Origin of the sequence: Pararhizobium sp. O133, assembly GCF_051669845.1 — a bacterium.
GTDB lineage: Bacteria > Pseudomonadota > Alphaproteobacteria > Rhizobiales > Rhizobiaceae > Pararhizobium.
In genome coordinates, this window is record NZ_CP196429.1 from 56,198 (window position 1) to 80,361 (window position 24,164).

Sequence of the window (24,164 nt, forward strand, 5' to 3'; positions counted from 1 at the left end):
AAATTCGCTCGTCAACCAAGTGCTTTCGTCGGAGAAATAATCGAATATTCAGACCAAGTTCTACCGGCTGAGATCAGAATTTGACCTCCCTCGCGGTGCCCGGGTTAAGTTCGCGCGAGCATCGCGGTAAGCCTTCTCAATCGATCCAGCGATTCCTTCCGCTTTTACCATCTGGTCGTGAGCACTGAGAGTTTCGGGAAGGAGCTCAGTGCGGATTTTTTGTTCGATCTGAAGAATGTCCGTGGCCAGTTGTTTATTGCTCCGCTCGTGCGGACCTTCGGATGTCGACGCAAGCCCCAAATGCTCCTGCGCATGGATGCGTTCGTCGGCGTAGAGTCTCGCAAGCTGGGGTCTCTTCGCCATTGCATCGAAGATTTGTGACTTGTGTTCGAGTTCCAACTGGTTGTGCGCCGCTGCAATCGCGTAGGCTGCATAATGGCGACTGTCGTAGTTGATAGGCCCGTCTACCTTGAAGTATTCAATTGCTCTGTCGATAAGGCGTCTCTTGTCGGCCCTCTCGAGGTCACTCAAATGGGACGTCATCGACATAATCGCCTCCGCCTGCTCACCGCCTTCCGACATATTGAGAATGTGATTGACGATCGCTGTTTTCCTGGCGGGCGATTGGAACTTCAAAGTTGGACCAATTGTCCTGATGCGCTGGCTCGCCAGCGCAAACTCGCCAGCAGGGTCCGGTTCCGGATAGTTCGGATACTCGGCAAAGCCGTTCCGGGGTACAGCCAGGTCATACAATGCCTTGCTTGAGGCACCCAGTCGATTTACGCTTCGGTGGAACGTTCCGACATCGCTCTGATCGACCGATGCCCGAACCGACGGGCTCGCAAGTTTAAAGCTTGTGAGGTTGGCTGCCGTTTCGACTGGATCGTCGGTCGGCAGATGTTTGGCAACTTCCACCAAAATGTCATTCGGTAAGGTGGCTGCACTTTCGGTCTTATCACCACCGAGGACCGAAAGCTCGCGTTCCTGCATTTTCTGGCCGTCTTCGAGCATAACTCACACTCCAACGCGGATCAAGGATATGCGAAGTCTAACACCTGCGCTTAAGGCGTTGAATGGACATCGTGTTTCAACTGAAATTCAGGCCCTGGCGATCGATTGCACTACGGCGCGTTTTTTGCGGGGGATTTCAAAGAGTAGCAGTACAGCCTGCGGTTCAAATGCTGAACCATCATTTTTAAGCATCGATACAAAGTCCGCTAACGATGGTCATCTCCAGCTTTGTCACCGTTGTAATGCTTTGTCCCGACCGCGATCGCGCGGATCATAAACCCGTCGTTCATCAAACTCGTGAGTTGCTTTTTCAACTTCTGCGCTCGACGATTGGGCTTTCAAGGGTGAAGTGCCTATTGAGGCGGCAGTCCGGTTCAACGCGGAAACAAGCGCAGCTTTTTTCTTCCGCAACCCAAGTGTCTTGGCCTCCAGGTCCTTCTTGACGTCATAAAGGGCTAAAAACTCTCGATAGACTTGCTGCTCACGCTCGCGTGTTGGCCATCTTCCTGTCAATGCTGTTTCGCGAGCGAGTACAGCTTCTGTCTGGCCACGTGGCCCAAGGTGCAACAATTCCGGAGCTTGCTCTTTACTGGGCGGAGAAAGTACCGGATCGCGGCTTACCGTATAGTTGTAGCTAGTAGTCGCGACCTGAAGCGGCATGATAACCCCATCTGGCGTTTCGCTCTGCAGCCCGTCGTTAGCGAGCTGGTGTGCGTAGCCTAGCTGGTTTAATTGATACCCGTTTGACGCCGTTGCACCTTCCGTGGACGCAACAGGGTCCGATAGAGTTGCCCTTTGATCCGAGCGGTAACTTGCGTCATCTGGCCAGCCGCGCCCCACCAGTCGGGTCCGCCCCCTTCCCGTACCAACATGTTGTCGATGAAGTTCCTTGCATTCGAGATAGGCGGGCATAGGCCTTTCCAGCCGCCGGCCCTCTTTGGTCGAGCGCAGGGTATCGTGGACAACCTTGAACCCGAAAATATGCTCCGACTCGTATTTCCCGGTCTCGGTCGCAAGCCGAGCTCGTTCGTTTTTTCGACTTCCATAAGTGCCGATATTGTCGCTTCTCGAGCAAGCGGCTTTTTCTGGCTGAGTGGACTGAACCGTCAAACAACCCTCGTGAGACGACAGTCTTTCCGCACTTGAAATTACGTCATAGGCCGTTGCTTTAGCGCCTCGACGGCTCTTGGCACCCAGCCGTTTAACTTTGCTTACCTCGTCGAGGCGATTACTGTCGGCGATGCTGGCGGTTTGGTCTGCATCCCTCCCAGAGGGCCCGAAATATAGAGCACGTCTTGCTTCCAATTGTGCGCACGTCAGGTTTTGCACGTGAGTCGGCTGTTGTGCTGGCTCACGTGCGAGACTAGGCGAGCGCGCTTCCGGTTGATCACCTAAACTGAGGCGGGACTTATTGGTCGTGCTTGCTTGCGACAGAAGACCAGTCGCCCCGCCATCCTCAGACGGATCATGTTCATCGGGAATCCAGGCCGCCGGGTCGAGCTCTGCCAGGCGCGCGTTCACCACCAGATTTTGCCACCGCGGCTGGGCTAGCTGCCTCCACCGTCCGTACGCCTGACGCTCCGCATCCCCAAGCAACATTCCCTCGTATAAAAAGACTGAGGAAGATGTCTTCCCGATCATCCCATTCGAAACGGCACCGCCTTCGATAGCAGCTTGGCGCGCGACTATGATAAGATCTTCCCAGGTGGGCCGGTCCGGCCTGCTCCAACGATCATGCGCAGCGCGCTCGGCTGCTCCGAGCGCCACTCCATCGTACACGAAGAACGCACGCGACACCTGCTCGGCGTTAATTGGGACGCCCGAGATGCGCCCGGACTCGTTGGAAGAAACGTCGTTGCCTGGTTGGTGTTCGCACCACGTCGGAGCAGACTGGTGCAATTCCGCAACGCGTGCGTCCACAACCAGGTCTTCCCATCCTGGTTGCGCGGGCTCGAGCCATTTTTCATATGCTAGGCGTTCCCCCTCCCCAAGCGGGACGCCTTCGTACTCGAAGACCGAGGTGTCATTTGATTCGTTGAGCCAGGTGGAGGTGTCGATTGCGTCAAGACGGGCGTCAACTATCAGGTCTTTCCAGGATGGCGGTTGCGGTTTACTCCAATTCTCATATGCTTCGCGCTCAGGCGAGCCGAGTCTCATCCCATCAAATTCGAATGGTTCAGGGAAACCGTTCTTTTGACCAATGGAGCTTGTCCGCTTACGCTTAGGCGCCTCCGATCGGAATTCCTCTTGAAGGGGACTACACTCATTCGGAATTGCAGCAGAGGTGTTTAGCTCTTCAATACGCGCGTTCACAACGAGTTGTTGCCAACTGGGCTGTCCCGGCTCCACCCATTCCTCGTAGGCATGCCGTTCCCCTTCCGCCAGAGGAACACCATCATAAACAAAAGTTGAAGAGGTACTTTCTCCGACATCGACATTCCAAGCGAAACTGTCAATCGCGTTCAGGCGAGCGCTCAGTATCAGGTCTTTCCAACTCGGCCGGTCCGCTCTATCCCATGTCTCGTACGCGGACCGCTCGGCTGCGCCCAGTCTCATTCCATCGTAAGCGAATTGCGCAGATAAATTTTCCCGGTGATCCATTTGGCCGTCAGATGGGGAGCAAGCAAAACGGTTCCAAGGCTCTTTGGGATGAAGGACAGGCGTAACCCCTGCGCGAACCTGGGGCGAGGATCTAGCCGACCCGGCGTATCCAGTTTTTGAGCTTCCCGACGGTTTCATGGCGATGTCTCATCAATTGGCAACCTTCAACGTTGGTAATGCATTCCCGAAACGGGACATCTGACGGCGCTAACAAGACTCGATCCGAAGCGGTATCACATCGAGCTTCAAGTGCCGGAGGCTGTTCTACCTCGTAGCTGGAGCGAAATGATCTGGTCGAGGAGTTCGCGCTGCGCCAAAAGAGCCGGAGCAATTTCCGGAAGCTTCTCAGAGGTTGCGGCGTCCGCGCCTTGGTATTCCCGCTCGTCATCAACTTCGTTTGAACGGGGGCGAACTTCTATTGGCATTACTCCATCAGCCACAGTTCTGTTTTGGGGGGAAACGACTTCCCCATGGTCGTTCTCTTCAATCTGCACCGGTTTTTGCGAAGTTGTATCGGCTGTTCCCTGGTCGAGCTTGCCTTCAACGAGGTTTGTGTCTCCCGGCAACATCAAAGATGCGGGCTCGGGAAGGGAACCGTGTTGGCTTTCGAAAATTCGCTTCAATATGAAATCCGAATAATATCGCACTTTTCTCAGTTTGAGGGGAGGTTGGCCTTTGATAAGGACTATTTCATAATCGTCGTCGAGTAGGCGGACTTGTTCGGCGCGCAAAAGCGGTGCTCCTTGGTCGGAGATTTGGATGTTATGATCAAACATGCGCGCTTGGCTGTACGACGTTGAGCGAGCCTGGAATGTGTAGTCGCCGATAGCTTTGGAAATGTAGTTGGGCGTCTCGTCATCAGCAGTCGCCATGAATACCTGCACACCCGTATTGCTGAGAAAATTTTGCTTACCAGCTTCATCATAAGTTCCTGTCAAAGCCGAAAGACTCTGAATAATAAACATGAAGCGGCCCTTGTAGCCGGCGATCGTCGTAATTGCCGTCTCCACAGCTTCCAGCTTGCCCAAGTGCTTGAACTCATCGAGGAGAAACAGAACTTCGTGCCGTTCATCTCCAAGTGGCAGCGATCGCTGCAGGATTGATACAACCTGCTGGAAGAGAAGACGCATCAAGGGCGCTATGACTTCGAGATCGTTCGGGCTGACACAAAGATAAATACAAGTCCTCTTCCGCCGCAGATCGTAGACGGAAAAATCCGAGGTGCTTGTAGCCGCTTTAACGAGTGGATCGGCCCAAAGATTGAGTCCGCCGTCGCCGAGCACCGATGTGTAGGATGTCAGGATTTTGGTGTCATTCCCCGCCATATTGTCGAAGATACGCTGAGCCTCTTTGTTTTGTGTTTCCTCCGCGAGTTGCGCAAATAGTTTGTACTTTTCACCCGGCTGAGCAAACAGATCGTAAACGGCACCGATCGTTGGTGTGCCGCGCTCAATGCAACTCAATATGCCTGCTACGAAAAGATCCCGTGCCCCGTCGATGAAACCTTCGGCTCCCTTGCCTTTGGCTGTGATGAGATTCGCAGCGAGGCGGCGCGTTTCTGTAAAGCGCCGTTCGGGCGGCAACGCGGCAATATCCAGCACGGGATTGTAACAATGCGTTCGCCGCTCTGGATCTAAGGGCGAGAACTTGAAAACCGCGTCGCCACTTGATTTACGCGCCCTCGATGTGAGTTCAAATAGCTCGCCTTTCACATCCAAGGCAATTACTGAGCCCTTGAAGGTTAGCAACGTCGGGATAACGACGCCGACACCCTTACCAGCGCGAGTTGGCGCGACAACAAGGCTGTGAGGTTGTTCTCCGTTACTTAGGTAGCTGCCAAACCAACGTGGTCCACATGTCTTGCCGAAGATGGGACCCGTGACGTGACTGTAGCGCCGGAGGTACCTGGCGTGCCGCATCTCGCCGGAGCCGGCCCAGCGAGCAGTGCCGTGATGTTCGCGCTCGCGCATCGATAACAGTAGTTGGCATAGCAACACGAGCGTTGACGTCGCAACGATGATGGCTAGTCCGCGATAGAACGTAGGACTTGCGTATCCCAAATAAGGCGGTGTCTCGTACAGGAACGCAAAAACGTTGAAAGTCATCATCGTTTCGCCCGTAAAGCCATGGCGAAATGTGACATAGAGACTGGCCGCACAAAACCCCACGGCCAATGAACATGCTATGCTCGCAGCCAGGCCTATTGGCGTGTACTTGCCTGAATTCATCACGTGACCACGCTCCGTTTATCCTATTGGACGGCTGTTTGCTTTACGGGCAGCTGGATCTACAGCCCATACCTTTCGCGCACGCGCGGTTCCAAGGTTCTCTTACCACCCTGCGCGTCACGGCCGTCCCCGTTCCGGCCCATCGACTGATCTGCTAACCGGTCGGCCTGTTGCGCGCGATCTTCGTTTCGTCCGTCAACAGTTTTTGCGTTTGAAGTTCCAGGTTCCCGCAGGTGGTCGTGGACAGGAGCGGGACGTAGGAACTCGATGAAAAGGTTTTCGGCGCCGTTCGCAACCTTGGAATTATAGGTTTCCGGCGTCATGTAAGCATTGGCTGGCGATTTGAGCCAAACATTTTCCGCGCCATACGTATTCGTTACTGTCGCAAGCTTTTCCAGCCTGAGAAGTTTTGGCCAAAACGCGAAGAAGGTTCCGCTATGATGCTGAACCATCACCTCTGGATTATGCACGCCTGCCTGCCGCGGGAACTCATAATCATGTTCACTTACCCGTGGTCCAGCAGGTGTATCATAAAAATATTTGCTATCGGACTTCAATCCGCTGAAGGTATTATCGGATAGACCGAGCGCTTTCATTCGTTCGTAATACTTTTCGGATCCGAGATGCAAGAGCAGCTGATTTCGGGGCATATAGGATCGTTGCGCGCTATCCGCTTTGACGAGGATCACACTGTTTTCCAACTCCTCCGCAGTCGGCCACTTCTGCAATCTTTCGAAGAGCTGCTTGCCTGTTTCAAAACGAACAACGTGCTCCCAGGGGTAAGGCCACCGCGGAACTGGCTCATTCCCGATGAGCACTTCGTCACCAAGCCGTTCAGCATCGAAAATCGCTTCCGTCGGCATGCGTCGCGGCTGGTAAGCATAGGACGCGCCAGGACCTTGCTGAATCTGATAATCTGACGAGACTTTTCGTTTCCCTTTATCCGAAACATCTCGCCGTATATCGGCACACGACGCCTTCCCGATCCGCAGTGGACCCGCAACGTCCGAGCCAGGAAGTTCCGTATGGGTAGCCTGCGGCAACCTAGGTACTCCGCTTTCGAGCGTGATAGGTGCCGCCCTGGCGGCGCTTGTTCCCGAAACGGTAGTGGGCGAGCCCGCCTCCTCGATAGCCTCGTTCAGTTTGAGCCTATGAGATTTTCCCCCGACAACCTGCTCGGAGCGAGATCTCTTCGAGCGCGGTTCAGAGATTGCGTCAATCCTTACCAGATCCTCGTCGGTCAACTCCGGCAAGCCATCGAACTTCATCTCTGATGGGCTCGGGTCCTGCCGAGAAGCTTCCTCATGGAACGCAGGATTCGTATGCCGGCCGCCGCGGCCCACGGTATAATCTTCGGCTGAGAAAGCATCGTCCAACCTGACTGGCTGAATAGTGTTCGCACCTTCCCGCCCCGTAGTCGGGCGGGGTCCAGAGAGTGCGTCGATCCGGGCTAAGTCCTCTTTGGTCAATTCGGGGAAGTCGTCGGACTTCATTTCTGATGGGCTCGGGTCCTGCCGAGAGGCCTCCAACCTGACCGCATGAATAGTGCGTGCAACATCCAGCCTCGAAGTTGAGCGGGCTTCGGAGAGTGCGTCGATCCGTGCCAGGTCCTCGTCGGTTAATTCCGGGAAGTCGTCGGACTTCGTTTCTGATGGGCTCGATTCCTGCAGAGAAGCCTCCTGACGGAACGCAGGATTCGTAAGCCGGCCGTCGTGGCCCGCGGCAAGATCCTTGCGTGAGAAGGCATCATCCAAGCTGACCGCATGAATAGCGTGCGCAGCATCTCGCCTCGAAGGAGAGCGGGCTCGCGAGAATGCGTCAATCTGCGCCAAGTCCTCGTCGGTCAACTCGGGAAAGGCGTCGAAGCGTTCCTCCGGTGAGCCAAGCGAACGAACTGAACCTTCATGGATCGATCCTGAAGCTGTTTGGCCACCGGTTTCGGTCGCGTCGTCGGAATAGGCACTGTCGGCGAGGATTTGGGTGCTTTCGACGCTGGCGGACCCTGCCTCAGTGCTTAAATTCGTAGCGGCTACGTCAGGAGGAACAACCTGAGTACTGAGCGGTGAACTGCTGTCGGCGAGCAAATCAAGGTCATCTAACCCTGGCCAAGATAAGCCTTGTTGGATCGACGGAAGGCTATTGGTCTCGCTATCCCCGCTTTCTACCATCCAATATGGTGCGCCGTCGAATGTTTCTTCAGGCTGGCCCTCTCCAGGAATGATCACATCATGACCTGAACCAAAAGCGCTTGTGGCAATAGGTTGTGTCGCAATTTCGTGCTGAGATTGCGTACGGCTCTCTCCAGTCCCTTCGATATTATCCAGCTCCATCCCAGACCGGTGCGGCCCTTGCGAAGCCGGCGTCGCGGTCGAGCTATCTTTCATAGCCAAAGACGCGGCAATAGTTCCCACCTGCATTCCCGAGCTGGTACTCCGCTTCGCCATTGATTCACTTTGATCACCGGTTTGCTCGTGTTCGCGCAGCTGCTTTCTTTCCCCCTTGCCAAAACGTGACGACGACGTCGCCTCGTGGTCCGCCCTGGCAGTGGACTGCATTTCAATCTCCCGCAGGTATTGCATGGCCGTACGAAAATACCCCTTGCTCCTCGGAAAGACCGCTGATTGGCCAGCCGGAGCTTCGGCTGATCTCACCGGGAGTATTTCTGCTGTATTCGGGGCATGGGTTGTCGGCCGTTGATTTTCGGGGGAAGTGCCTGGAAGGTCGCCGGCCCCACCAGTAATTAATGGCCGTAAGGAACTGGTCGTTAAGTGTTCTCTGCGGTTTTGTCGGAAGGCAGTCGACACCGATGTATCCGGGATTGGTGCGCCTGTAGCGCCTTCGTTATTCGAGTTCAACGTAGCGGAGCGGCTGAAGTCTCGACGAAATTCTTCATCTGCCATGATCGATCCTTTTCTACCTTCTGTTTCCCTCATCCCCTTGGCTGCGCCCGTCCCTTGACCGCTTACGAATGCTCGGCTCGGCGTCATCATCACGAGGACGCTTAGAATTTGGCTCTCCCTGCTGCCGGCGATCGGCTGTCGGAGGCAATGCGTCCGTAGCGATGTTGGTCTGCCCCGGGTCATCCAACGGATTTGATCCAGGGGGCTGGATCGGCGATGTAATCGGATCGTCCTGGGCAACCGGTACGGCGCTGATTGTCACTCCCGTCCGAATTCCGTCTACCCTGGTCAGTTTTGCGCCGCTCTGCTCTTCCTCATCACCGCGAGGCCGTTTTCGATGAGGCCGTTGCCGAACATCATCTTCGCTTGTTGTGTGCGTGACGGGTTCGGTTGCCAAACGATGCATGCCAGAACGGCCTTCAAGATCCTGGCCGTCTCCGGCGATGGTGAGAGGGCCGTTCCTCAAGTTGCCATCGTCCACAAAGGCTTTATCGCTGCCGGATTGAGAACGGGAATCGTTTCCAGATGATACACGATCGGGCGTGACACCGTTGCCGTTCGATCCGATCAGTGCCCGGGAACGTACTTCAGACACCGATTGCAGACCGCCGTTTCGTCGCAAGTTTTCTGACACGTTTTGAGGCAGCGAACCGTACGAAGAATTAAAAGATTGATCCGGTTCTCCGTCGTTTCCCCCAGGCGAGAATTCTTCGAAATCAATATCCTCGAAACGAATTTGATTGGCCTGCTGCCGCTCCAGGCGTCGATACTGGGCAAAAGTCATCGGCCGCTCCGAGATGCCGCGCTCAGCTCGGCTCGTCGCCTCGAGGACGACGCCATGACGAAGTGAAATCTCGGCCATTGTAATGCGCAAGGCGTCATAATTCAGTTGGGGGTGGCGCCGGGATATTTTCAGCCAGCCGTGCCCCAAAAGTTCGCGACGATTAACGACCACATGCAGATGTGGGTGATCGCGATCGATGTGAAAGGCTGTAAGATAGTTGTATCGGCCTCCCCCTGCGCCTGACCCAAACATCTCGGCTGCCCACTCCCGGCTCGCTGCATAAGCTGCTACCTGACTTGTACCGGCAGGGAAGCTTACAATAATGTGGGTCGTCAACTCCTGTTGCCTTTCCTCGTCTGGCCGACTTTCGTGATAAGTCCCGGTTTCTTGAACCCAGCTTAGGGCGAGTTCGCGGATTTCATCCGGTGGTACGAAAGTATCGAGATGTCGGGCCGAACGCTGCAGCTCCAACTTGCCCTTCCGAGATAGATACTCCAACTGGTTGATAATCTGTTGGAGGGTCTTCGTCCCACCTCCCGGCACAATGCGGATGATGACTTGAGACCGATCGGGCATCCAACAGATTCCCCCAAGTGCTACGTTAATGCTGCAAGGCGTCCGCCAGCATGGAGCAACCGTCGATCCGTCGCCGTGATACGGACAAAATGGAACGGAGCAAACCGTCGAGATCAGCGAACGATTTACCGAAAGCGTTTCGTTCAGCTTGCAGAGCGCCCAAATCCGTTGTCGGATTTTCAGCATAGGCACACAGCAGCGCGGCAATGTTGTTTGAGAGTGCTCCTATTGAATGAAGAATGGCTTCCATCATCTGACGAGTCTCTGCATCGATTTCGAGAAAGCCGGCAATGCGGCGAACCGCAACTCTTATGGCCATGCTGTCGGAGAGCCCCAGCAGACGGGCTTGGCGAGAGAAGCTCTCATATTCCGACGATCGCAAACGAGTGCTAACGACCTTGAAACCTTCAATCTTCGGGCCTTCACGCCGGTCGACAATGTCACTTGAAGTGGATTTTTCGCTTTGCGACATGGCTTGCTCCATAGAAAACGGAATGATCTGGATTTGTTCCGGAGTGAAATTCTCCAGTTGAGACTGAGGGAGCCTAGCCGCCAACAGAATAAATTCAAGAATATACTGTTCATATTCGGATCTATATAGTTACATTTGCAACTATCCTTCAATGCAATTGAAATATACTCCTGATAATTTCGCTATACAGACAGTCACACATACAAACAATGATACAGACGCACTTTCGTTCACAACGTCGCCAGGATAAACTTATGAAACTTCTGACATTTTGCTCATTTAAAGGAGGCGCCGGCAAAACCACGGCGCTCATGGGCCTTTGCGCTGCGTTTGCAAGAGACGGCAAAAGAGTGGCTCTCTTCGATGCGGACGAGAACCGGCCGTTAACGCGATGGAAAGAAAACGCGATGCGTAGCAACACCTGGGATACATCCTGCGAGGTGTACGCTGCAGAAGAAATGTCGCTTCTTGAAGCGGCTTATGAGGACGCCGAGCTTCAGGAATTTGATTATGCGCTGGCCGATACGCATGGTGGTTCGAGCGAGCTCAATAACACAATCATCGCTAGCTCAAACCTGCTTCTGATCCCGACAATGTTAACGCCGCTGGATATCGATGAGGCACTTTCGACATATCGTTATGTTGTCGAGCTGCTGCTGAGCGAGAACTTAGTGATTCCGACCGCCGTGTTACGCCAGCGAGTCCCGGTTGGCCGATTAACCACGTCACAACGCGCGATGTCAGACATGCTGGTGAATCTGCCTGTCGTACAATCTCCAATGCATGAACGAGACGCGTTCGCTGCAATGAAAGAGCGTGGCATGTTGCATCTCACATTGCTGAACACGACAAATGATCCGACGATGCGCCTCCTTGAGCGGAACCTCAGAATTGCGATGGAGGAACTCGTAACAATTTCAGAATTGATTGGCGATACCTTGGGGAATTGAAGATGGGGATCCGCAAACCTGCTTTGTCTGTCGGTGAAGCAAGACGGCTTGCTGCCGCGCGACCGATCGTTCACCCAATCCCAGCTCTTTCCTCGCAAAACTTGGCGCCTTCGCAATTACCTGAAAGAGCCGGAAAGGAAAAACGACCAGCGCCTCCTATCGCCGCCAAACGTCGTGACAACTTCGATCGGCAATCAATGCTAACGGCGGACGCCTTGAGTTCGACTGCGCCGCCGGAAAAAGTCCAGGTCTTTCTTTCGGCACGCCCCCCCGCTCCTGAGGTATCGAAGATATATGACAACTTGATTCTGCAGTACAGCGCTACCAAGGCGCTGCAGATGATCTTGCGCCGTGCGCTCGCCGATTTTGAGAACATGTTGGCGGACGGATCATTTAGCACGGGGCCTCAAAGCTACCCGATCTCAAAAGTAGTCGAAAAACCTATCGTTGTCCTGACTTCTCGCATGTTCCCGGTATCGCTGTTAGAAGTCGCACGCAATCACTTTGATCCATTGAGATTGGAGACCGCCAGGGCTTTTGGCCACAAACTGGCTACGGCCGCACTTGCATCTTTCTTTGCCGAAGAGAAGATAAGAAAAGAACGCTAATATGATGAGGCCGGTCACTTGACGGCGGTATTGTATTCGACAGCAGGCAATGAGGCAGCCCCTACCCAGCTACAACACAGCCAGCTCACTCTAGGCTGTGTCCCCATAACGGGGTTCATGTTGATGACGTTGTGTGATTCAATTTCCTGGAAAGGAGATTGTTATGCGCCGTCACGAACTGACCGACGAGGAATGGGCGGTTATCGCCCCTTTGCTGCCGACCAACAGCCGTGGAGTTGAGCGCGTGGATGACCGCCGGGTGATCAATGGTATCCTATGGCGTTTCCGGACAGGTTCATCCTGGCGTGATGTACCGGAGCGCTATGGTCCGCGCACGACGCTCTACAATCGCTTCTCTCGCTGGCGCAAGGCAGGCGTCTGGGATCGCCTTCCCGGCGCTGTTTCAAGGCATTATGCCGGAGAGATCGTCATGATCGATTCTTCCTGCGTCCGCGTTCACCAGCATGGTGCAAACGAAAAAAAGGGGGATCTGCCGATCCTTGCATGGGACGTTCGCGTGGCGGCCTGACGACAAAGATCCACGCGCTCGTCGATGCTGATGGTTTGCCGGTTCGACTGGCATTGACCGCCGGTCAGGCCGCCGATGCTCCTATGGCCGAAAAGCTGCTGAGTGACATTCGGCCCGGAACGACACTGCTTGCCGACAAGGCCTATGACACCGACGCGATCCGTAACTTCGCCAAGCAACGCAAATGCTGGGCAAACATCCCCGCCAAGGCCAACCGAAAACAGACCTTCAGTTTCAGCCGTTGGGTCTATCGCCAGCGCAATCTGATCGAGCGTTTCTTCAACCATCAAACAGATGCGTGGTCTGGCAACACGATACGACAGACGTGCTGACAACTACCTTGCCGGGCTCAAACTTGCCGCGACGAGAATCTGGATCGCTTCAATTAACGAGTCCGCGTCCTAGGATCAGATCGAAAAAGGCATATGCGTCGCTGCTTCAGGCCGCCATCAGACCTCCATAGGAAACATCCACATCAGCGTCGAAGAAATAGCCGGCACCCCTGGCAGTTTTGATCAAGTTTGGGCTCGCTGCATCCTGCTCAAGCTTTCGGCGGAGCCTCAAAATGAGAACATCAATGCTTCTGTCATATACTTCCTCCTCACGCACTCGGCTCGCGATGAGGAGCTGTTCTCGGGAAAGCACGTCGCGTGGCTTTTCCAGGAAAGCGACGAGCAGATTGAATTCCCCTGCCGTAAGCTTCACCTCGCCATTTTGTGCGGATACCAATCGCCGCTGTCTGAGACTAAGTGTCCAGCCGGCGAAACAAAATGAACGCCGGTCTTTGGTTCGCATGACATTCGGTCGCACGCGTAATGCGACACGGATGCGTGCTAGGAACTCGCGCGTTCCGAAAGGTTTCGCGATAAAATCCGTTGCTCCCAGCTCGAGCGCCACCACTTTATCCGCCTCCTCAAGGCGATCACCGCTGATGATTATAATTGGAACATCGGATTTTGTGGCGAGACTGCGAACGATCTCAAGTCCGTCTTCACGCCCTAAATTGAGATCCACGACGACGACATCGACCGTCTCTGATGCAAGTACCCGGTTGAATTGCTGGCTATCTGATACCGCGGTGACCCTTAAGGCATGAATCGTTAAATACTCGGTAATAAGATGGCGCATCGCGGCATCGTCATCGATGACAAGAACATGTTTCACCAGTTCGCCTCCGTATGGGATTCTGCAGAATCGATAGATTCGTGCAAGCAGAGGATGTACGTCTCAGCCTCAACCTGATCATTTTCTCTCACTATGAGGGTAGTTCGGCAAAATTTCGGCCAAGCCGTGCATGACAAAAATGCTAACGGAAGGTTTCAGATTGATGACAGGAGTTGCTGCAGCGCGCTACACTTGTAACGCTTTAAAATCTGCGCGAGCAGACCTCCGTGCGGCTCTATTGCTGGTTTAGAAGATCCCCTATCGTCTCACCGCGTCGGCGGGCATCGGCGGCGAGCCATACTTCGCCCACTTCGTAAACATCGCCGTAAGCACGGAAGGGAACAATGACATCGATTGCCGTTGCCAACATGTCAATCAGTGTGCGATCTTCCAAGCATGCCCCCTGCACACTGCTCTTCACAAGTGAGAACAGCTTTTTGAAGCCTTGGACGGGATTCGCCCCATGTATGGTTGAAATCGATCCGGGGTGGCCTGAGACCACCTCACTCAGGTACGCCCACGCCGCGTCGTCGCGCATCTCACCGAGCAATATTCGGTCAGGCCGCATCCGAAGGCTTGCCTGGAGCAGCTGTTCCGCAGTCACTGCACCTAGCCCTGCCCCACTCTTGGAGTAGAGCAGTCTGACGTGGTTCTCATGTGGAATGACGAGTTCGAGCGTATCTTCAATGGTTATCAGCCTTTCTTCCCGCGGAATAGCACTGATCAAGGTCTTGCTCATCGTGGTCTTGCCGCTTCCGGTCGGCCCACAAAGCAACATCGTCCGCTTACCGATAACACATGCACGTAAAAATGATTCCAGATCGCCATTGTCGTAGTCGCGCAGAATCGCTTCGTCTAGTTGATCTCGTCGCTGCGTCCGGATTTGCCACTGATTCCATCGACGAACATCGTAGCGAGCCGAGACTTCCCCCAATTCAGAGACACGATTGCTCGGTCGTCGAATTGTCAAGCTCACGGTGCCAGAGGGTACCGTTGGCGGCAAGCAGATTTGCATCCGCTCGCCACCTGGGAGCTCGGTAGCGCAAAGAGGGTTGCGGGGGCCGACATCTTGTTTTCGCAATGCCCCTGCTAGAATGGCGATGTCTTCGAGATCATCATAAGAGAACGGTGCGGCGAACCTCGTGAAGACGCCACTTTGGCGTACAAAGGCTTCTCCCGGTCCGTTTATGGCAACTTCTTCAGTCCTCGGGTCATCGAGCCATTGCAAGACTGGGTTAAGAAGGGCGCGCAATTGCGGATTTACTTCCATTGGATGCATCTCGCAGCTTTGGCTATCTGTGCATTAGCGCAGATGCCGACGTTTCACCGATCCACCAGTCATATGAAGCTGGTAGATTCCTGAGAAATCCAAATCCCGCGCGACGAAGATCGAGACCGTGTCACCCTGATTTTTTTTCAAGGTTGGGGGAATGTTTATGGCCGCCCTTAGGGCCGTATCGGCCGCTTGTTCGCCATTGTTTTGGAAACTATTGAAGCTGGTCCCGCCGGTCGAATTCCCTGCGTAGCTACTTGCCGCCTGGACTGCGCCCTGGACGACACTCAGGAGCATGGCCCCGCTAAAGCGTTTCCAGAAATGATTGTCGACCGTACCCGGCAGTCCGGAACGGCCGAGTTCGTCGGCCCCCGGGGAGGAAAGAGAGACGACGGCGTGTGAGGGCGTCTCCGCGCGATTCCAGAGAACGAAAACGCGGGCGTCTCCCTGCTGCAGTCCACGCTGGATTTCGCCGACAACTGTCGTTCCGCGATCCAGAAGCACAACATTTCCGGTTGCTCCGCGTATGTCTTGAGGAAGTACACATTTCACATACCCTGCCAGATTTGTATCAATGGCGGTTTGCAGTATGCAGGGAATGATCGTTCCTTGCGTAACAGTGAAATCTGGGTGCGGCAAAAGTATAGCGAGGCTAGGCTGCAACACTGTCGGTTTCAAGCGCACAGAGAGATCGTTCTCAGCAGAATCCTCCGACGCGGCTAGGGAGTTGGCGTTTCTATTGTCTTGGCCACCGTTCTGAATATCAGCGTGTGGGGCGGATTTGACACCATTCTGATCACCTCCGCTGTAGGCAAAGATCGGTGTTTCTTCGGGCCTCAGTTCGTTGTGTTCTCGCTGATGTTGATCCGACGGCAAAACCGTTGCTTCCGCAGCTGGCGGTGTCATTGCCGGTTTGGCGGGAATATCAATCGGGGCCGGCCGAAAGGGCTTCGTGTTGGCATCGATCATTGTGTTTGGTGGAGACGGCTCGGTCCTTTTCTTTGAACGCGCCCCGAGCCAAATGAGGCTCAACGACAGTACCAGGACTAAACCCGCAACAAGGAGCTTTTGCGACCCCGAGAGGCGCCGGCCATGAGGATCGGTGACGAGGGATCCGGGCGCGTCGATACCTTCTCTGGATTGGGCATTCACGTCCTCCATCACCTCGTCTCCTTCAGCACGCGCACTACATCGGGTCTGACTGTGCCAGTGCCCGGCTTCCGTCCGACGGCGTCATATGCCTTATTCCAGATGCAAAGTACTGTATGGCCGTCCCGCAGACGCCATTCCCTGGAAACTGATGCTACTTCAACGTAATCTCCCTTAACTGAATAGTTGGCCGTGGCTTCCTTGCCATCTGGGTTAATCACGTAGATTGAAGGTACACGCACGTTTCCGGGAAAGCGAAATGTCGTGGAATACCCGTTGTCGAAAACCTCGAGCGGTAATAGCGAGCGGTCTCCTTGCGCGACATAGCTCCAATTTTTCGCATCTGTGCTGCCACCTGCTGGCGGACGCTCGAGCAAGTCCTCGGCTCGACGCTGATATTGTGCTTGCGCCCGCATCCGATCCGCAAGATCTCTCTGCTCCGCTTCTTTTCGGCGAGCAGCGGCAACGTCGGCAGGATAAGTGAACTGTACGCTGTAGTAGAGGTCAGGCTGCTCTTTATCGAGCCGAGACATCGTTCTGGTCGCGAGGCTGAAAACATAGCGCCGCATTCCTGCGTCGCTTGCGGTAAGGACGATCACAGGCTGCGGCTGCAGCACTTTGCTGGCCTTGAAAAACAGATAATTGCCGCGTGGGAGCGCAGCGAGATCTTTGCTGTTGGAAACGGCGACGGCTGTCACCGCTTCATTGGACCCAAATGTTACGACCAATGTGGCTCCAACAGCGGTTGAAAGGTGCACAACCTCATCGGGATTGTAGGCGAGATAGCGCATACGTGGATCCAGTTTGCCTGCCGCTGGCGTGTCTTCCGCGTTCGCGCCGCTGGTTACAAAGAGGATACAAACCAGGCCCAGAAACAAATTCTTGATCATTGCTGGCTCCGCGTCGTGTTCGAAACGGTATCTTCCGAAGTTTGATAGGAGGTAACGATTAAGCCGCCTGGATTTGTCAGCCTCAATCGGCCGGGCAAGTTAGTTACCGTTTCATAATGTACCGTTGCGGTCCAGGTGGTTACTATTGGAGCTTGCCCTTCCATGATGAGAGTGCGTTTGTAGCGGATCTGCTGGACGCCAGTCATAAGTTCGTTTGAGCCGATGTGCTCGGCTTCCAGCTTTCCGCGCTTACCAATGATGGTTTGGGGGGAGCTAGGACTGGGGTAATTGAAGAACTGCTGATAATCTTGACGCACCGTTGGGGCACTGAAGCTCGAGACCAGATCATAGGCGTATTGGGCTGTATCCGCCGAGTAGCTCTCCCGCAGACGAACATACTCCCATAGAGACGCATTCACGACCGCTTGCTCCTGCGTCGCCGGCAACCGCGAAATAGATACCTCACTGTCAACTGTACCGTCTGGGCGCACCCACAGATATACTGGAACAAGTTTGTTCAGCGGAAGCATGACGGCGATAGCGAAGGCCTGCGCCACGTTTCCTGCGACTGCAATGACAGCCAAAGCAGCCAAGGCTCTAGAGATTCGCCGAGCTGATCTAGCACGTGCAGACTGAAATGCTTCTACTTCCTTATAGTGGTCCGCCAATGCTTCCCGCTCTACTAACAGCGCGTATTCAGAGCCGTTCATTAGCCTCTCCTGCGTTGGTAGGCTGAAGGTCCGACTGAGCAGGCTGCCATCGCCCGACGTTCAGCGGAAAAATAGGCCCCTTACAAGTCGCCAACTGATCGCTTGTCTGACAAGACGCCAAGCCGATGATCAAAAACAATAGAAAGTACTTCAAGGAAATCCTCCATTTGTGAAGCTGGGACTAACGGCGGATTGTCCGGGCGAAATGGCGATTTAAGCTACCGGCCGTTTGCGTCGCACCGCTCCAATAGCTCCCTCCAATATTCCCGGCGATTGCCGGAAGAGCGACGATCAAGGCGTCGCCGGTCAGAAAGAACATGTCGAGTTCATAGAGGCCTATTATCTTGGCCGCCGTTGTGCCAGCAGAAGTGATAACCCCGAGCATTAGCACGAGTGCCGTCGCTTCCGTCAGAACCACGATAGTTGCCACTATGTTTAGAAGAAGCAGAAGTATGCCATAAGTGACGAGCTGGCCGATCCATTTCGCGGCCATGTCTCTAGTGCGATCGAAGAGATAGCCAACGAGCATCAATGGACCGATCGCCAATAGCACCTTGGTGAGGATTCCGACGGCATCGTAGATTCCAAACGCAGTCCAAAGCGTTCCATAGAAAATCCATTGTGCGCCTTGAAAGGCGAGGATGTCTTGATCGTTCATCGGCCCAATTTCAGAAGCAATCTTCTGAAAGGCTACTTGCGTGAGTGAAAACATCGTGTCGAGCTGAGCAGGAATCGTCTGCAAAGGAAGCCCACTGATACCGAACTGTTGAATGAAATTCGGAATCGTATCCTCGAAAACCGAGACAACGTAATCATGATATTCCGCCTGCTCAACGATAAGAGCAACAACTACCGATACCATGATTACCCGGGTGATTCCGCCCCGTGCGTCCATTTCCCCACGCATTACGAGGATGCCCTGGACAATGATCCATAGCGTCACGCAGGCCACGAGAGGAGCGCTGACTGCCCGTTGAATGTCCCCAAGCAACGTGTCCAGCCCGACGGTGAAGGCGAGGTCGAATATCGTATGTATCGCCGTAAAAGGCGCAGGAATGCTAAAATTCATTGCCCTTACCTGGATTTAGCTTCGATTTTCTACGGAGAAAGAGGGCCCTGAATGAACAGTAGCGGATCAGTGCAGTTGAGCGGCGCCAAATATAAGCGCAGTTGCCTGATGTTCCTTTCGTTGGGTCGCCGCCTCCTCCGCCTCGTGCAGCCCCGCCTGTGCGGTGGTCATCGTCAACAGGCTGGTCGCCTGAATGTTTTGAATAATTGCGTCATGGATCTGTTTGAGAAGCAAACCGTTGGTGACGGTGGCCTGCATGATATTGCGTGAGCGGGAGAGCTGGCCCGATGTCTCAGAATTTGCCGCAAGGCGCTTGTCCATTGCATCCAGATTGTCAGCCGCGACACCGGCAGCATTTGCGGCGCCTGCAATCTGCTGTCGCAAAAGATTTCCTTCAGCGTCGTCGCCCACGACTGCGCGATCGGCATCTAAGGTAATTGCACGCGCAGTTGTCGAAGCAGGCATCTGCGGCGAAAACATTTCCTTGTCGAGTTGGCCGGCAGAGGGATATTGGTTTTTCTGGTCGATCGCTGATAACATGCCGGTGACGCCAAAGGGCGAGGTCAACATTGTCACCATCGTGATCAATTGCTCGAGGTTCGCCGCAGTATTGATCGCTGTCGTCAGCGTTTCGGCCTCCGTTGCAGGGTCGCTGACAACAAACTGCGCCTTGGCAGTCCCCGACAGAACAAGGCATATGAAAAGTGCGTTTATTACGAGCTTCGTAATATTCATGACTTCGAACTCCAGATCAATCCTGTGCCTCATGGTAGCGCGTCATGAATTTTTCCAGCCAGGCAGAGGGTTCCTCTCCATGCGTCTCGCGCAACTGCTGGGCAAAACGCACCGTATTGGCACGCCCGGATAGTACGGCGACGTATTCCGGCATGTCGCGCAGATCGAATTCGCACACAACACTTCCGCTCTCGCGCTTCAGCAGAAATTTGCGGCTGCCAATCGCCATCTCCTCGCGAATAGCCTGAAATTCTCGCTCGGTGCACTTCAACCCGTCTATGTAAGCAGAGCGGTCTGCAGTGGGTGATGGGTAGAAGATTTTGGTCATACATTGTGCTACGAGGCTTGCGCCCAATGGTGAATCAAGTACGTGCTCGGGTTGCTGCGTCGCAAGAACTAACATTCCGTTGTTCTTCCGGACGGTCAGCAGGAACTTGTCGACGACTGCTGCGAATTTCTGATTAAGCAGGTAGGAACGAAACTCATCGCAGCTCATGACGAAGCGTCGGCCATCTACCATCGCTCCTATTCGATGCAAAAGGTATGCTGCGGCCGGCGCGCATACCTCCTCATATTCGAGGAGATGGGTCATATCGAAGCCCGTAATCGAAGGATCTAACTTCACTTCGTCCGATTCGCCGTCAAACGCCCAGCCAAGAGCGTTGCCTCGGCACCACCGCTGCAATCTAGCTCCCGCACCTTCGGAGGGCCCGTGCAATAAGAACTCCCTTAAGCCCGCAAGGGATCTCATGTTAGGCTCAAACGAAAGTTGCCGTTGGATACCGCGCTCTAAGCGGCGATTTTCCTCCGGCGAAATTCCCCCCCTGCCGTCGCTTTCAATCAGCGCCACGATCCACTCGCGGAGAAAGTCCCGCGCCGCTGCCGTATCCTCTAGGCCGCGCAAAGGTGCAAGGCCGCTTGGGACACCTCGTCGTAACGTGAGGTACGTGCCCCCGGTGGCGCGCACAAGCAGTTCACCGCCACGATCCTTATCGAAAAAAACGATCGTCCCGCTGCGGTCAACCACGCTCTGCTCAAGCATCGCCAGGATGAAGGTCATAAGTGTCGTTTTTCCCCTGCCAATCGGCCCGAAGATCGCGGTCATGCCCACGTCGTTTTCGTGCGGAATATAATCGAAGGGCGTCCCGCCGTTTGTACGGAAACGAGCAACCGCACCTCCCCAATGGCCCGACTTCCTTCCGATAGGGAAGTTCTCGAATGAAACCAAGCCGGCAAAGTTGCGTGAAGTGATCGCTCCGGGACGGGTACGCCATCTGTGGTTTCCTGGAAGCTGAGACCAGTATGCAGCCTCCATTCCAATGCTTTCCTGCACGATAACCGCGCCCGCGTCCGACAAGCTCGTGCGGGCTCGCGCACCATAGTCGGCAAGGGTATCGAGATCATCGCCATAGACACAAAGGCTGAGATGATGCGAACCCATGACGAATTCGCTACTGGCCAATGAATCTTCTGCTTGGGCGAGTTCACCGATCTGGGTGACCGCCTTGTCACCGGAGCTAGTCATCTGGTTCGATTTGAGGCTGAGCTTGGCGTGAGCCTGTGCACGTGTGAGGAAAGAGAAACTCTGGCTCAAAACGAGCGGAAAACTTGATGACAGGAGTGTGTTAAGCATTCCGGGCCGCGTCTTTGCCGGGTACTCGCGGAATGAAAAGATAGATCCAACGTAACGATCTTTCGGCGCTCTAATCTCGAGGGCACGCTTGCCGCAGATGACCCGGTCGGTATAAACTGAGGCGCCGAGGGATCCGCTAACGACCGGCACCGGTAAAAAACGACAAGTCATTATCAGGCGAAGGGCTTCACCAATTTCCGTGAAAAGCACCTGATTTTTTTCTCGGATGCCAAGTCGACGAAGTCCATACCCATCAAGCGCGCCAGCGACAACGTTCCAAAGATCCTCCAGATGTCGGATCTGATGCGCAAGATCGCCTGGGTTCTTCCCATAGCGCCTGGTGAATCTGCTTCCCACTTTACCGAGAGCGGTGCGAGGAGAGACAATGAGCGTGAGGAAGTGGTCGTTTCGAAACAGTTTACCAGACAGAACACGCCGCTCGAACGTTTCGCTTAGGCTTGACGCGAAGGTGCTGCGAAAATGGCGTACCGGCGGTACTGGCACATCGTTGTGACGGACGAGATGGGCATATACTGAGACGTTATCATCGGCAATATTGCGAAAGAGCGTGTTAAAGGCACGGCAGCGCGCATTTCGGACCTCTACTTCCTCCAGTTCGAAGGGAAGGCCACTGATATGCGCCATGGTCAAGATGGAACCGTCCTCTAGAAGAACGACATGGTCGCTGAGGTGCCCTACGTAAGGCAGGTAGATTTCCCCAGATCTCTCGGTCCGTCCGCTTGCTCCGAACATTACGTCATTCCTCTTCCTCGCGACGCCACTCTGATGGGGTTGGGACTGACGCTCGCGCCGCCCCACGCATGGCCGTCAACGCTTCTCCCTGCCGTCTGGAGAAACAGCAAGACCACGCTTGCCGCGTTATAGTCCCGCTCTACGATGAGCCGCGCTCCAAGCCACAGCGGCAAGAGAACAATTTCATAGAGGGGGTTCTGCACAACAACGATGAGAAACCCCGCCAACATCATGAAAACTCCAGCAAGCGTCAGCGGTACCCCAAAGAACAATGCAGGTCTCGTTGCCGCCAAGTAGAGTGTGGCTTCTTCAAGATCGGCATTCATCCCCCGCCCCCTGTCAGTGTTTGGCCGAGAAAGCTGGCTCCAAACATGATAACGATCCCGCCAACAACACCTGCTACCAGACCAAGGGAAGCTCGGCCGAACATCCACGATACCCCGATGGCTACGATACCAAGAACGGCGAGCGATTGACCAAACGGACCGAGAATAAACGTGCAGATATTGTTGACCATGGTGGCGGGGTCAGTGCCCCCAGCGGCCTGCGCGGCAGCTGGCTCGCAGAAAAACAAGCTCCAGCCGATCGCGCCGGTGACGCTCGGCACGTGCGGAGCCAGCAGGCGCACAGCTCTGTGCCAGAGGCCACGGAATTTCGACGGTGCGCGGTATCCTTCAAGCCATGCCATTATGGTGCATCTCCATCATTCGGTTCGAAAACTTGATCTTGTTCGGGGGATTTGCGCTCATTCGGCTGCTGCGCCTCTGGCGGCGCGGACGAACCGACTGCTGAGTGGGAGCGGTCGTATGAACCCCAGACGTTCCAGGGTTCTTCTGGACTCCGCTCATCACGGTCGCCTTTTTTCCCCGACTGAGCCAGCGGGGGGACGAGTAGCTGAGCCGCCACTTCGACCCTCCGCACATAGCCGTTCGCGAAGCCGCGTGTCGGGTTGCCGGTATTGTAAGCCGAAATTGCTCGCCGGATGGCAAGTTGTTCTGACTCTACCGTGTCGCCGCCACTATAATGCCGTACGAGCAGGTCCGCCGCCGCCGACAGGGACACGCAAGGGTTGATTGCATTGCCGGCAGTCAAGCCCAAGTTCGCGAAATTTTTCGAGTTCACTTGCATTAGGCCTACATCGACTGAATGCCCTGCTGCGACGCGATTGTTTACGCTTTGCGTAGCATCCGCCGGATTCTTGCCATGTAAAGTTTCGCCGGTGGTATTGTCATGCAGCACGAGCGGATCAAACTGACTTTCAACCTTCGCAATCGCTCCAAGCGTCGATGGAGCGACTGAAGGTGCGCATTCGCGAGCGAGTTGGTTAAATTCAGCGAACGAGAGCGGCGCAGCTTTGCTTGGCTGGACCATCAGAAAAATGATCCCGAAAGATCCTGCCGTCTTCCGCATTGTTTATTCCCCACTGTATCGCAATGATCTTGGTCAGCATGAAATGACTCGATCGCTAACAGTCGCGACTATGGGAGGTGTCTGTTACTTTCTGATTTTATTATCTTACCTCTCGGTTTCATTTGAAGCATCGAAGCGAAGCCGTTTGATTTCTTGAATCGAGGGAATCGGCGGCCCAAGCGGTGATCCCTAGGCCATGAGAGCGAATTCACCATAGCGGCGGTTTTCGAAAATTTTCGCAGGCTGGCGCGGAGGATGGTGCAGCCGCAGGAGATTTCGCAAAGCGCCCCCGAAGCGGAGATCGGCACCGACTGCACCCTAGACAGGGGGCCGTTCCTCACGTCTCCTAGTGCCGCGCGGCAGATACATCAAGTCCGTTGCATGAAACGCGATCGCAGTATTGACCTGCGAGACCGATGTCCTAGGATCACAACGAGATCTTTTTGAGGTGTTGTCTTGCAAAAGCTCGAACTCGTTTTTTTTGTTTGCGGTCTGTTGGCTTTGGGAACATGGCTTTATTCGAACGAGTATTGGGCGTATGGCGCACTTGCGACGATTTTCCTTCTGATGATCGCTTCGATCCATCTCCTCTTAACATCAAAAGAGCAGGTTTACCGGTTTTTTGCCTGTATATCACTGGCGGTGATTGCAGCCGCAACCGGAGTTGCGTTGTTGCGGATGTCGGGACTGACCGGCTGATTCCGCGACTGGGGATTAAA

The 24,164-nt window shown here is 54.7% G+C and carries 21 protein-coding genes and 1 pseudogene; 4 read left to right on the forward strand and 18 right to left on the reverse strand.

Features of this window, described 5'->3' with window-relative positions; genetic code table 11:
* Positions 1 to 60: 60 nt before the first annotated feature.
* The 6 genes from ACST81_RS26495 to virD1 form a co-directional block, all read right to left on the reverse strand.
* Entirely contained in the window at positions 61 to 1,011 is a 951-nt protein-coding gene (locus ACST81_RS26495; protein WP_077768107.1) for a hypothetical protein, read from the reverse strand.
* Positions 1,012 to 1,242: 231 nt separating this feature from the next.
* Positions 1,243 to 3,612: a virA/G regulated protein gene (locus tag ACST81_RS26500; RefSeq protein WP_236771576.1), complete on the reverse strand. Its 2,370-nt coding sequence runs from the start codon at positions 3,610 to 3,612 to the stop codon at positions 1,243 to 1,245.
* Positions 3,613 to 3,857: 245 nt separating this feature from the next.
* Complete coding sequence (gene virD4 / locus ACST81_RS26505; RefSeq protein ID WP_012476043.1) at positions 3,858 to 5,840, reverse strand: type IV secretion system ATPase VirD4; 1,983 nt, start codon at positions 5,838 to 5,840, stop codon at positions 3,858 to 3,860.
* Positions 5,841 to 5,899: 59 nt separating this feature from the next.
* Complete coding sequence (locus ACST81_RS26510; protein WP_173992072.1) at positions 5,900 to 8,395, reverse strand: virA/G regulated protein; 2,496 nt, start codon at positions 8,393 to 8,395, stop codon at positions 5,900 to 5,902.
* A 358-nt stretch (positions 8,396 to 8,753) separates the two neighbouring features.
* Positions 8,754 to 10,100, reverse strand: coding sequence for a T-DNA border endonuclease VirD2 (locus ACST81_RS26515; RefSeq protein ID WP_012476041.1), 1,347 nt, complete (start codon positions 10,098 to 10,100; stop codon positions 8,754 to 8,756).
* A 25-nt stretch (positions 10,101 to 10,125) separates the two neighbouring features.
* Positions 10,126 to 10,572, reverse strand: a complete 447-nt coding sequence (gene virD1, locus ACST81_RS26520; protein ID WP_012476040.1) for a T-DNA border endonuclease subunit VirD1 — start codon at positions 10,570 to 10,572, stop codon at positions 10,126 to 10,128.
* 254 nt (positions 10,573 to 10,826) lie between these two features.
* On the opposite strand from virD1, the gene ACST81_RS26525 reads away from it, so the two are divergent.
* The 3 genes and pseudogenes from ACST81_RS26525 to ACST81_RS26535 all read left to right on the forward strand — a co-directional run bounded on the left by ACST81_RS26525 (position 10,827) and on the right by ACST81_RS26535 (position 12,991).
* On the forward strand, positions 10,827 to 11,522 hold the full coding sequence (locus ACST81_RS26525) for a conjugal transfer ATPase VirC1 (RefSeq protein WP_012476039.1): 696 nt from the start codon (positions 10,827 to 10,829) through the stop codon (positions 11,520 to 11,522).
* 2 nt (positions 11,523 to 11,524) lie between these two features.
* Positions 11,525 to 12,130 carry a conjugal transfer protein VirC2 gene (locus tag ACST81_RS26530; RefSeq protein ID WP_010900354.1) on the forward strand — a complete coding sequence of 202 codons (606 nt, stop codon included), beginning with the start codon at positions 11,525 to 11,527 and terminating at the stop codon, positions 12,128 to 12,130.
* 163 nt (positions 12,131 to 12,293) lie between these two features.
* Positions 12,294 to 12,991 (forward strand): annotated as a pseudogene (locus ACST81_RS26535) (IS5 family transposase).
* A gap of 106 nt (positions 12,992 to 13,097) precedes the next feature.
* On the opposite strand, the gene ACST81_RS26540 reads toward ACST81_RS26535, so the two are convergent.
* The 12 genes from ACST81_RS26540 to ACST81_RS26595 form a co-directional block, all read right to left on the reverse strand.
* Positions 13,098 to 13,823, reverse strand: a complete 726-nt coding sequence (locus ACST81_RS26540) for a response regulator (RefSeq protein ID WP_012476036.1) — start codon at positions 13,821 to 13,823, stop codon at positions 13,098 to 13,100.
* 235 nt (positions 13,824 to 14,058) lie between these two features.
* Entirely contained in the window at positions 14,059 to 15,093 is a 1,035-nt protein-coding gene (gene virB11 / locus ACST81_RS26545) for a P-type DNA transfer ATPase VirB11 (protein WP_012476035.1), read from the reverse strand.
* 33 nt (positions 15,094 to 15,126) lie between these two features.
* Positions 15,127 to 16,257: a type IV secretion system protein VirB10 gene (gene virB10 / locus ACST81_RS26550; RefSeq protein ID WP_012476034.1), complete on the reverse strand. Its 1,131-nt coding sequence runs from the start codon at positions 16,255 to 16,257 to the stop codon at positions 15,127 to 15,129.
* Positions 16,257 to 17,135 carry a P-type conjugative transfer protein VirB9 gene (gene virB9 / locus ACST81_RS26555; protein WP_012476033.1) on the reverse strand — a complete coding sequence of 293 codons (879 nt, stop codon included), beginning with the start codon at positions 17,133 to 17,135 and terminating at the stop codon, positions 16,257 to 16,259. Before virB9 ends, virB10 begins: the two co-directional genes overlap by 1 nt.
* Positions 17,132 to 17,845 (reverse strand): type IV secretion system protein VirB8, encoded by a 714-nt coding sequence (locus ACST81_RS26560; protein ID WP_012476032.1) that lies wholly within the window; start codon positions 17,843 to 17,845, stop codon positions 17,132 to 17,134. The genes virB9 and ACST81_RS26560 overlap by 4 nt, the downstream gene beginning before the upstream one ends.
* The gene (locus ACST81_RS26565; protein ID WP_010900348.1) at positions 17,832 to 17,999 is read right to left on the reverse strand and encodes a type IV secretion system lipoprotein VirB7; all 168 of its coding nucleotides are present in this window, start codon (positions 17,997 to 17,999) and stop codon (positions 17,832 to 17,834) included. The genes ACST81_RS26560 and ACST81_RS26565 overlap by 14 nt, the downstream gene beginning before the upstream one ends.
* Positions 18,000 to 18,026: 27 nt before the next feature.
* Positions 18,027 to 18,914, reverse strand: a complete 888-nt coding sequence (locus tag ACST81_RS26570) for a type IV secretion system protein (protein ID WP_010900347.1) — start codon at positions 18,912 to 18,914, stop codon at positions 18,027 to 18,029.
* Between the two features lie 66 nt (positions 18,915 to 18,980).
* A complete protein-coding gene (virB5, locus tag ACST81_RS26575; protein WP_012476031.1) occupies positions 18,981 to 19,649 on the reverse strand; it encodes a pilin minor subunit VirB5 in 669 nt (222 codons plus the stop codon).
* 16 nt (positions 19,650 to 19,665) lie between these two features.
* On the reverse strand, positions 19,666 to 22,035 hold the full coding sequence (locus tag ACST81_RS26580) for a VirB4 family type IV secretion/conjugal transfer ATPase (protein ID WP_077768109.1): 2,370 nt from the start codon (positions 22,033 to 22,035) through the stop codon (positions 19,666 to 19,668).
* Positions 22,035 to 22,361, reverse strand: a complete 327-nt coding sequence (locus ACST81_RS26585) for a type IV secretion system protein VirB3 (protein WP_010900344.1) — start codon at positions 22,359 to 22,361, stop codon at positions 22,035 to 22,037. The genes ACST81_RS26580 and ACST81_RS26585 overlap by 1 nt, the downstream gene beginning before the upstream one ends.
* Entirely contained in the window at positions 22,358 to 22,723 is a 366-nt protein-coding gene (gene virB2 / locus ACST81_RS26590; protein ID WP_010900343.1) for a pilin major subunit VirB2, read from the reverse strand. The genes ACST81_RS26585 and virB2 overlap by 4 nt, the downstream gene beginning before the upstream one ends.
* Positions 22,723 to 23,445 (reverse strand): type IV secretion system lytic transglycosylase VirB1, encoded by a 723-nt coding sequence (locus ACST81_RS26595; RefSeq protein ID WP_010900342.1) that lies wholly within the window; start codon positions 23,443 to 23,445, stop codon positions 22,723 to 22,725. Before ACST81_RS26595 ends, virB2 begins: the two co-directional genes overlap by 1 nt.
* A gap of 456 nt (positions 23,446 to 23,901) precedes the next feature.
* On the opposite strand from ACST81_RS26595, the gene ACST81_RS26600 reads away from it, so the two are divergent.
* Entirely contained in the window at positions 23,902 to 24,144 is a 243-nt protein-coding gene (locus ACST81_RS26600) for a hypothetical protein (RefSeq protein WP_077768110.1), read from the forward strand.
* Positions 24,145 to 24,164: the final 20 nt, after the last annotated feature.

Excerpts from the sequence above, each read along its gene's own strand:
- ACST81_RS26495 (WP_077768107.1), bottom strand. The coding sequence starts at position 1,011 with ATGCTCGAAGACGGCCAGAAAATGCAGGAACGCGAGCTTTCGGTCCTC.
- ACST81_RS26500 (WP_236771576.1), bottom strand. The coding sequence starts at position 3,612 with ATGGATCACCGGGAAAATTTATCTGCGCAATTCGCTTACGATGGAATG.
- virD4 (WP_012476043.1), bottom strand. The coding sequence starts at position 5,840 with ATGAATTCAGGCAAGTACACGCCAATAGGCCTGGCTGCGAGCATAGCA.
- ACST81_RS26510 (WP_173992072.1), bottom strand. The coding sequence starts at position 8,395 with ATGCAGTCCACTGCCAGGGCGGACCACGAGGCGACGTCGTCGTCACGT.
- ACST81_RS26515 (WP_012476041.1), bottom strand. The coding sequence starts at position 10,100 with ATGCCCGATCGGTCTCAAGTCATCATCCGCATTGTGCCGGGAGGTGGG.
- virD1 (WP_012476040.1), bottom strand. The coding sequence starts at position 10,572 with ATGTCGCAAAGCGAAAAATCCACTTCAAGTGACATTGTCGACCGGCGT.
- ACST81_RS26525 (WP_012476039.1), top strand. The coding sequence starts at position 10,827 with ATGAAACTTCTGACATTTTGCTCATTTAAAGGAGGCGCCGGCAAAACC.
- ACST81_RS26530 (WP_010900354.1), top strand. The coding sequence starts at position 11,525 with ATGGGGATCCGCAAACCTGCTTTGTCTGTCGGTGAAGCAAGACGGCTT.
- virB11 (WP_012476035.1), bottom strand. The coding sequence starts at position 15,093 with ATGGAAGTAAATCCGCAATTGCGCGCCCTTCTTAACCCAGTCTTGCAA.
- virB10 (WP_012476034.1), bottom strand. The coding sequence starts at position 16,257 with ATGGAGGACGTGAATGCCCAATCCAGAGAAGGTATCGACGCGCCCGGA.
- virB9 (WP_012476033.1), bottom strand. The coding sequence starts at position 17,135 with ATGATCAAGAATTTGTTTCTGGGCCTGGTTTGTATCCTCTTTGTAACC.
- ACST81_RS26560 (WP_012476032.1), bottom strand. The coding sequence starts at position 17,845 with ATGAACGGCTCTGAATACGCGCTGTTAGTAGAGCGGGAAGCATTGGCG.
- ACST81_RS26570 (WP_010900347.1), bottom strand. The coding sequence starts at position 18,914 with ATGAATTTTAGCATTCCTGCGCCTTTTACGGCGATACATACGATATTC.
- virB5 (WP_012476031.1), bottom strand. The coding sequence starts at position 19,649 with ATGAATATTACGAAGCTCGTAATAAACGCACTTTTCATATGCCTTGTT.
- ACST81_RS26580 (WP_077768109.1), bottom strand. The coding sequence starts at position 22,035 with ATGTTCGGAGCAAGCGGACGGACCGAGAGATCTGGGGAAATCTACCTG.
- ACST81_RS26585 (WP_010900344.1), bottom strand. The coding sequence starts at position 22,361 with ATGAATGCCGATCTTGAAGAAGCCACACTCTACTTGGCGGCAACGAGA.
- virB2 (WP_010900343.1), bottom strand. The coding sequence starts at position 22,723 with ATGGCATGGCTTGAAGGATACCGCGCACCGTCGAAATTCCGTGGCCTC.
- ACST81_RS26595 (WP_010900342.1), bottom strand. The coding sequence starts at position 23,445 with ATGCGGAAGACGGCAGGATCTTTCGGGATCATTTTTCTGATGGTCCAG.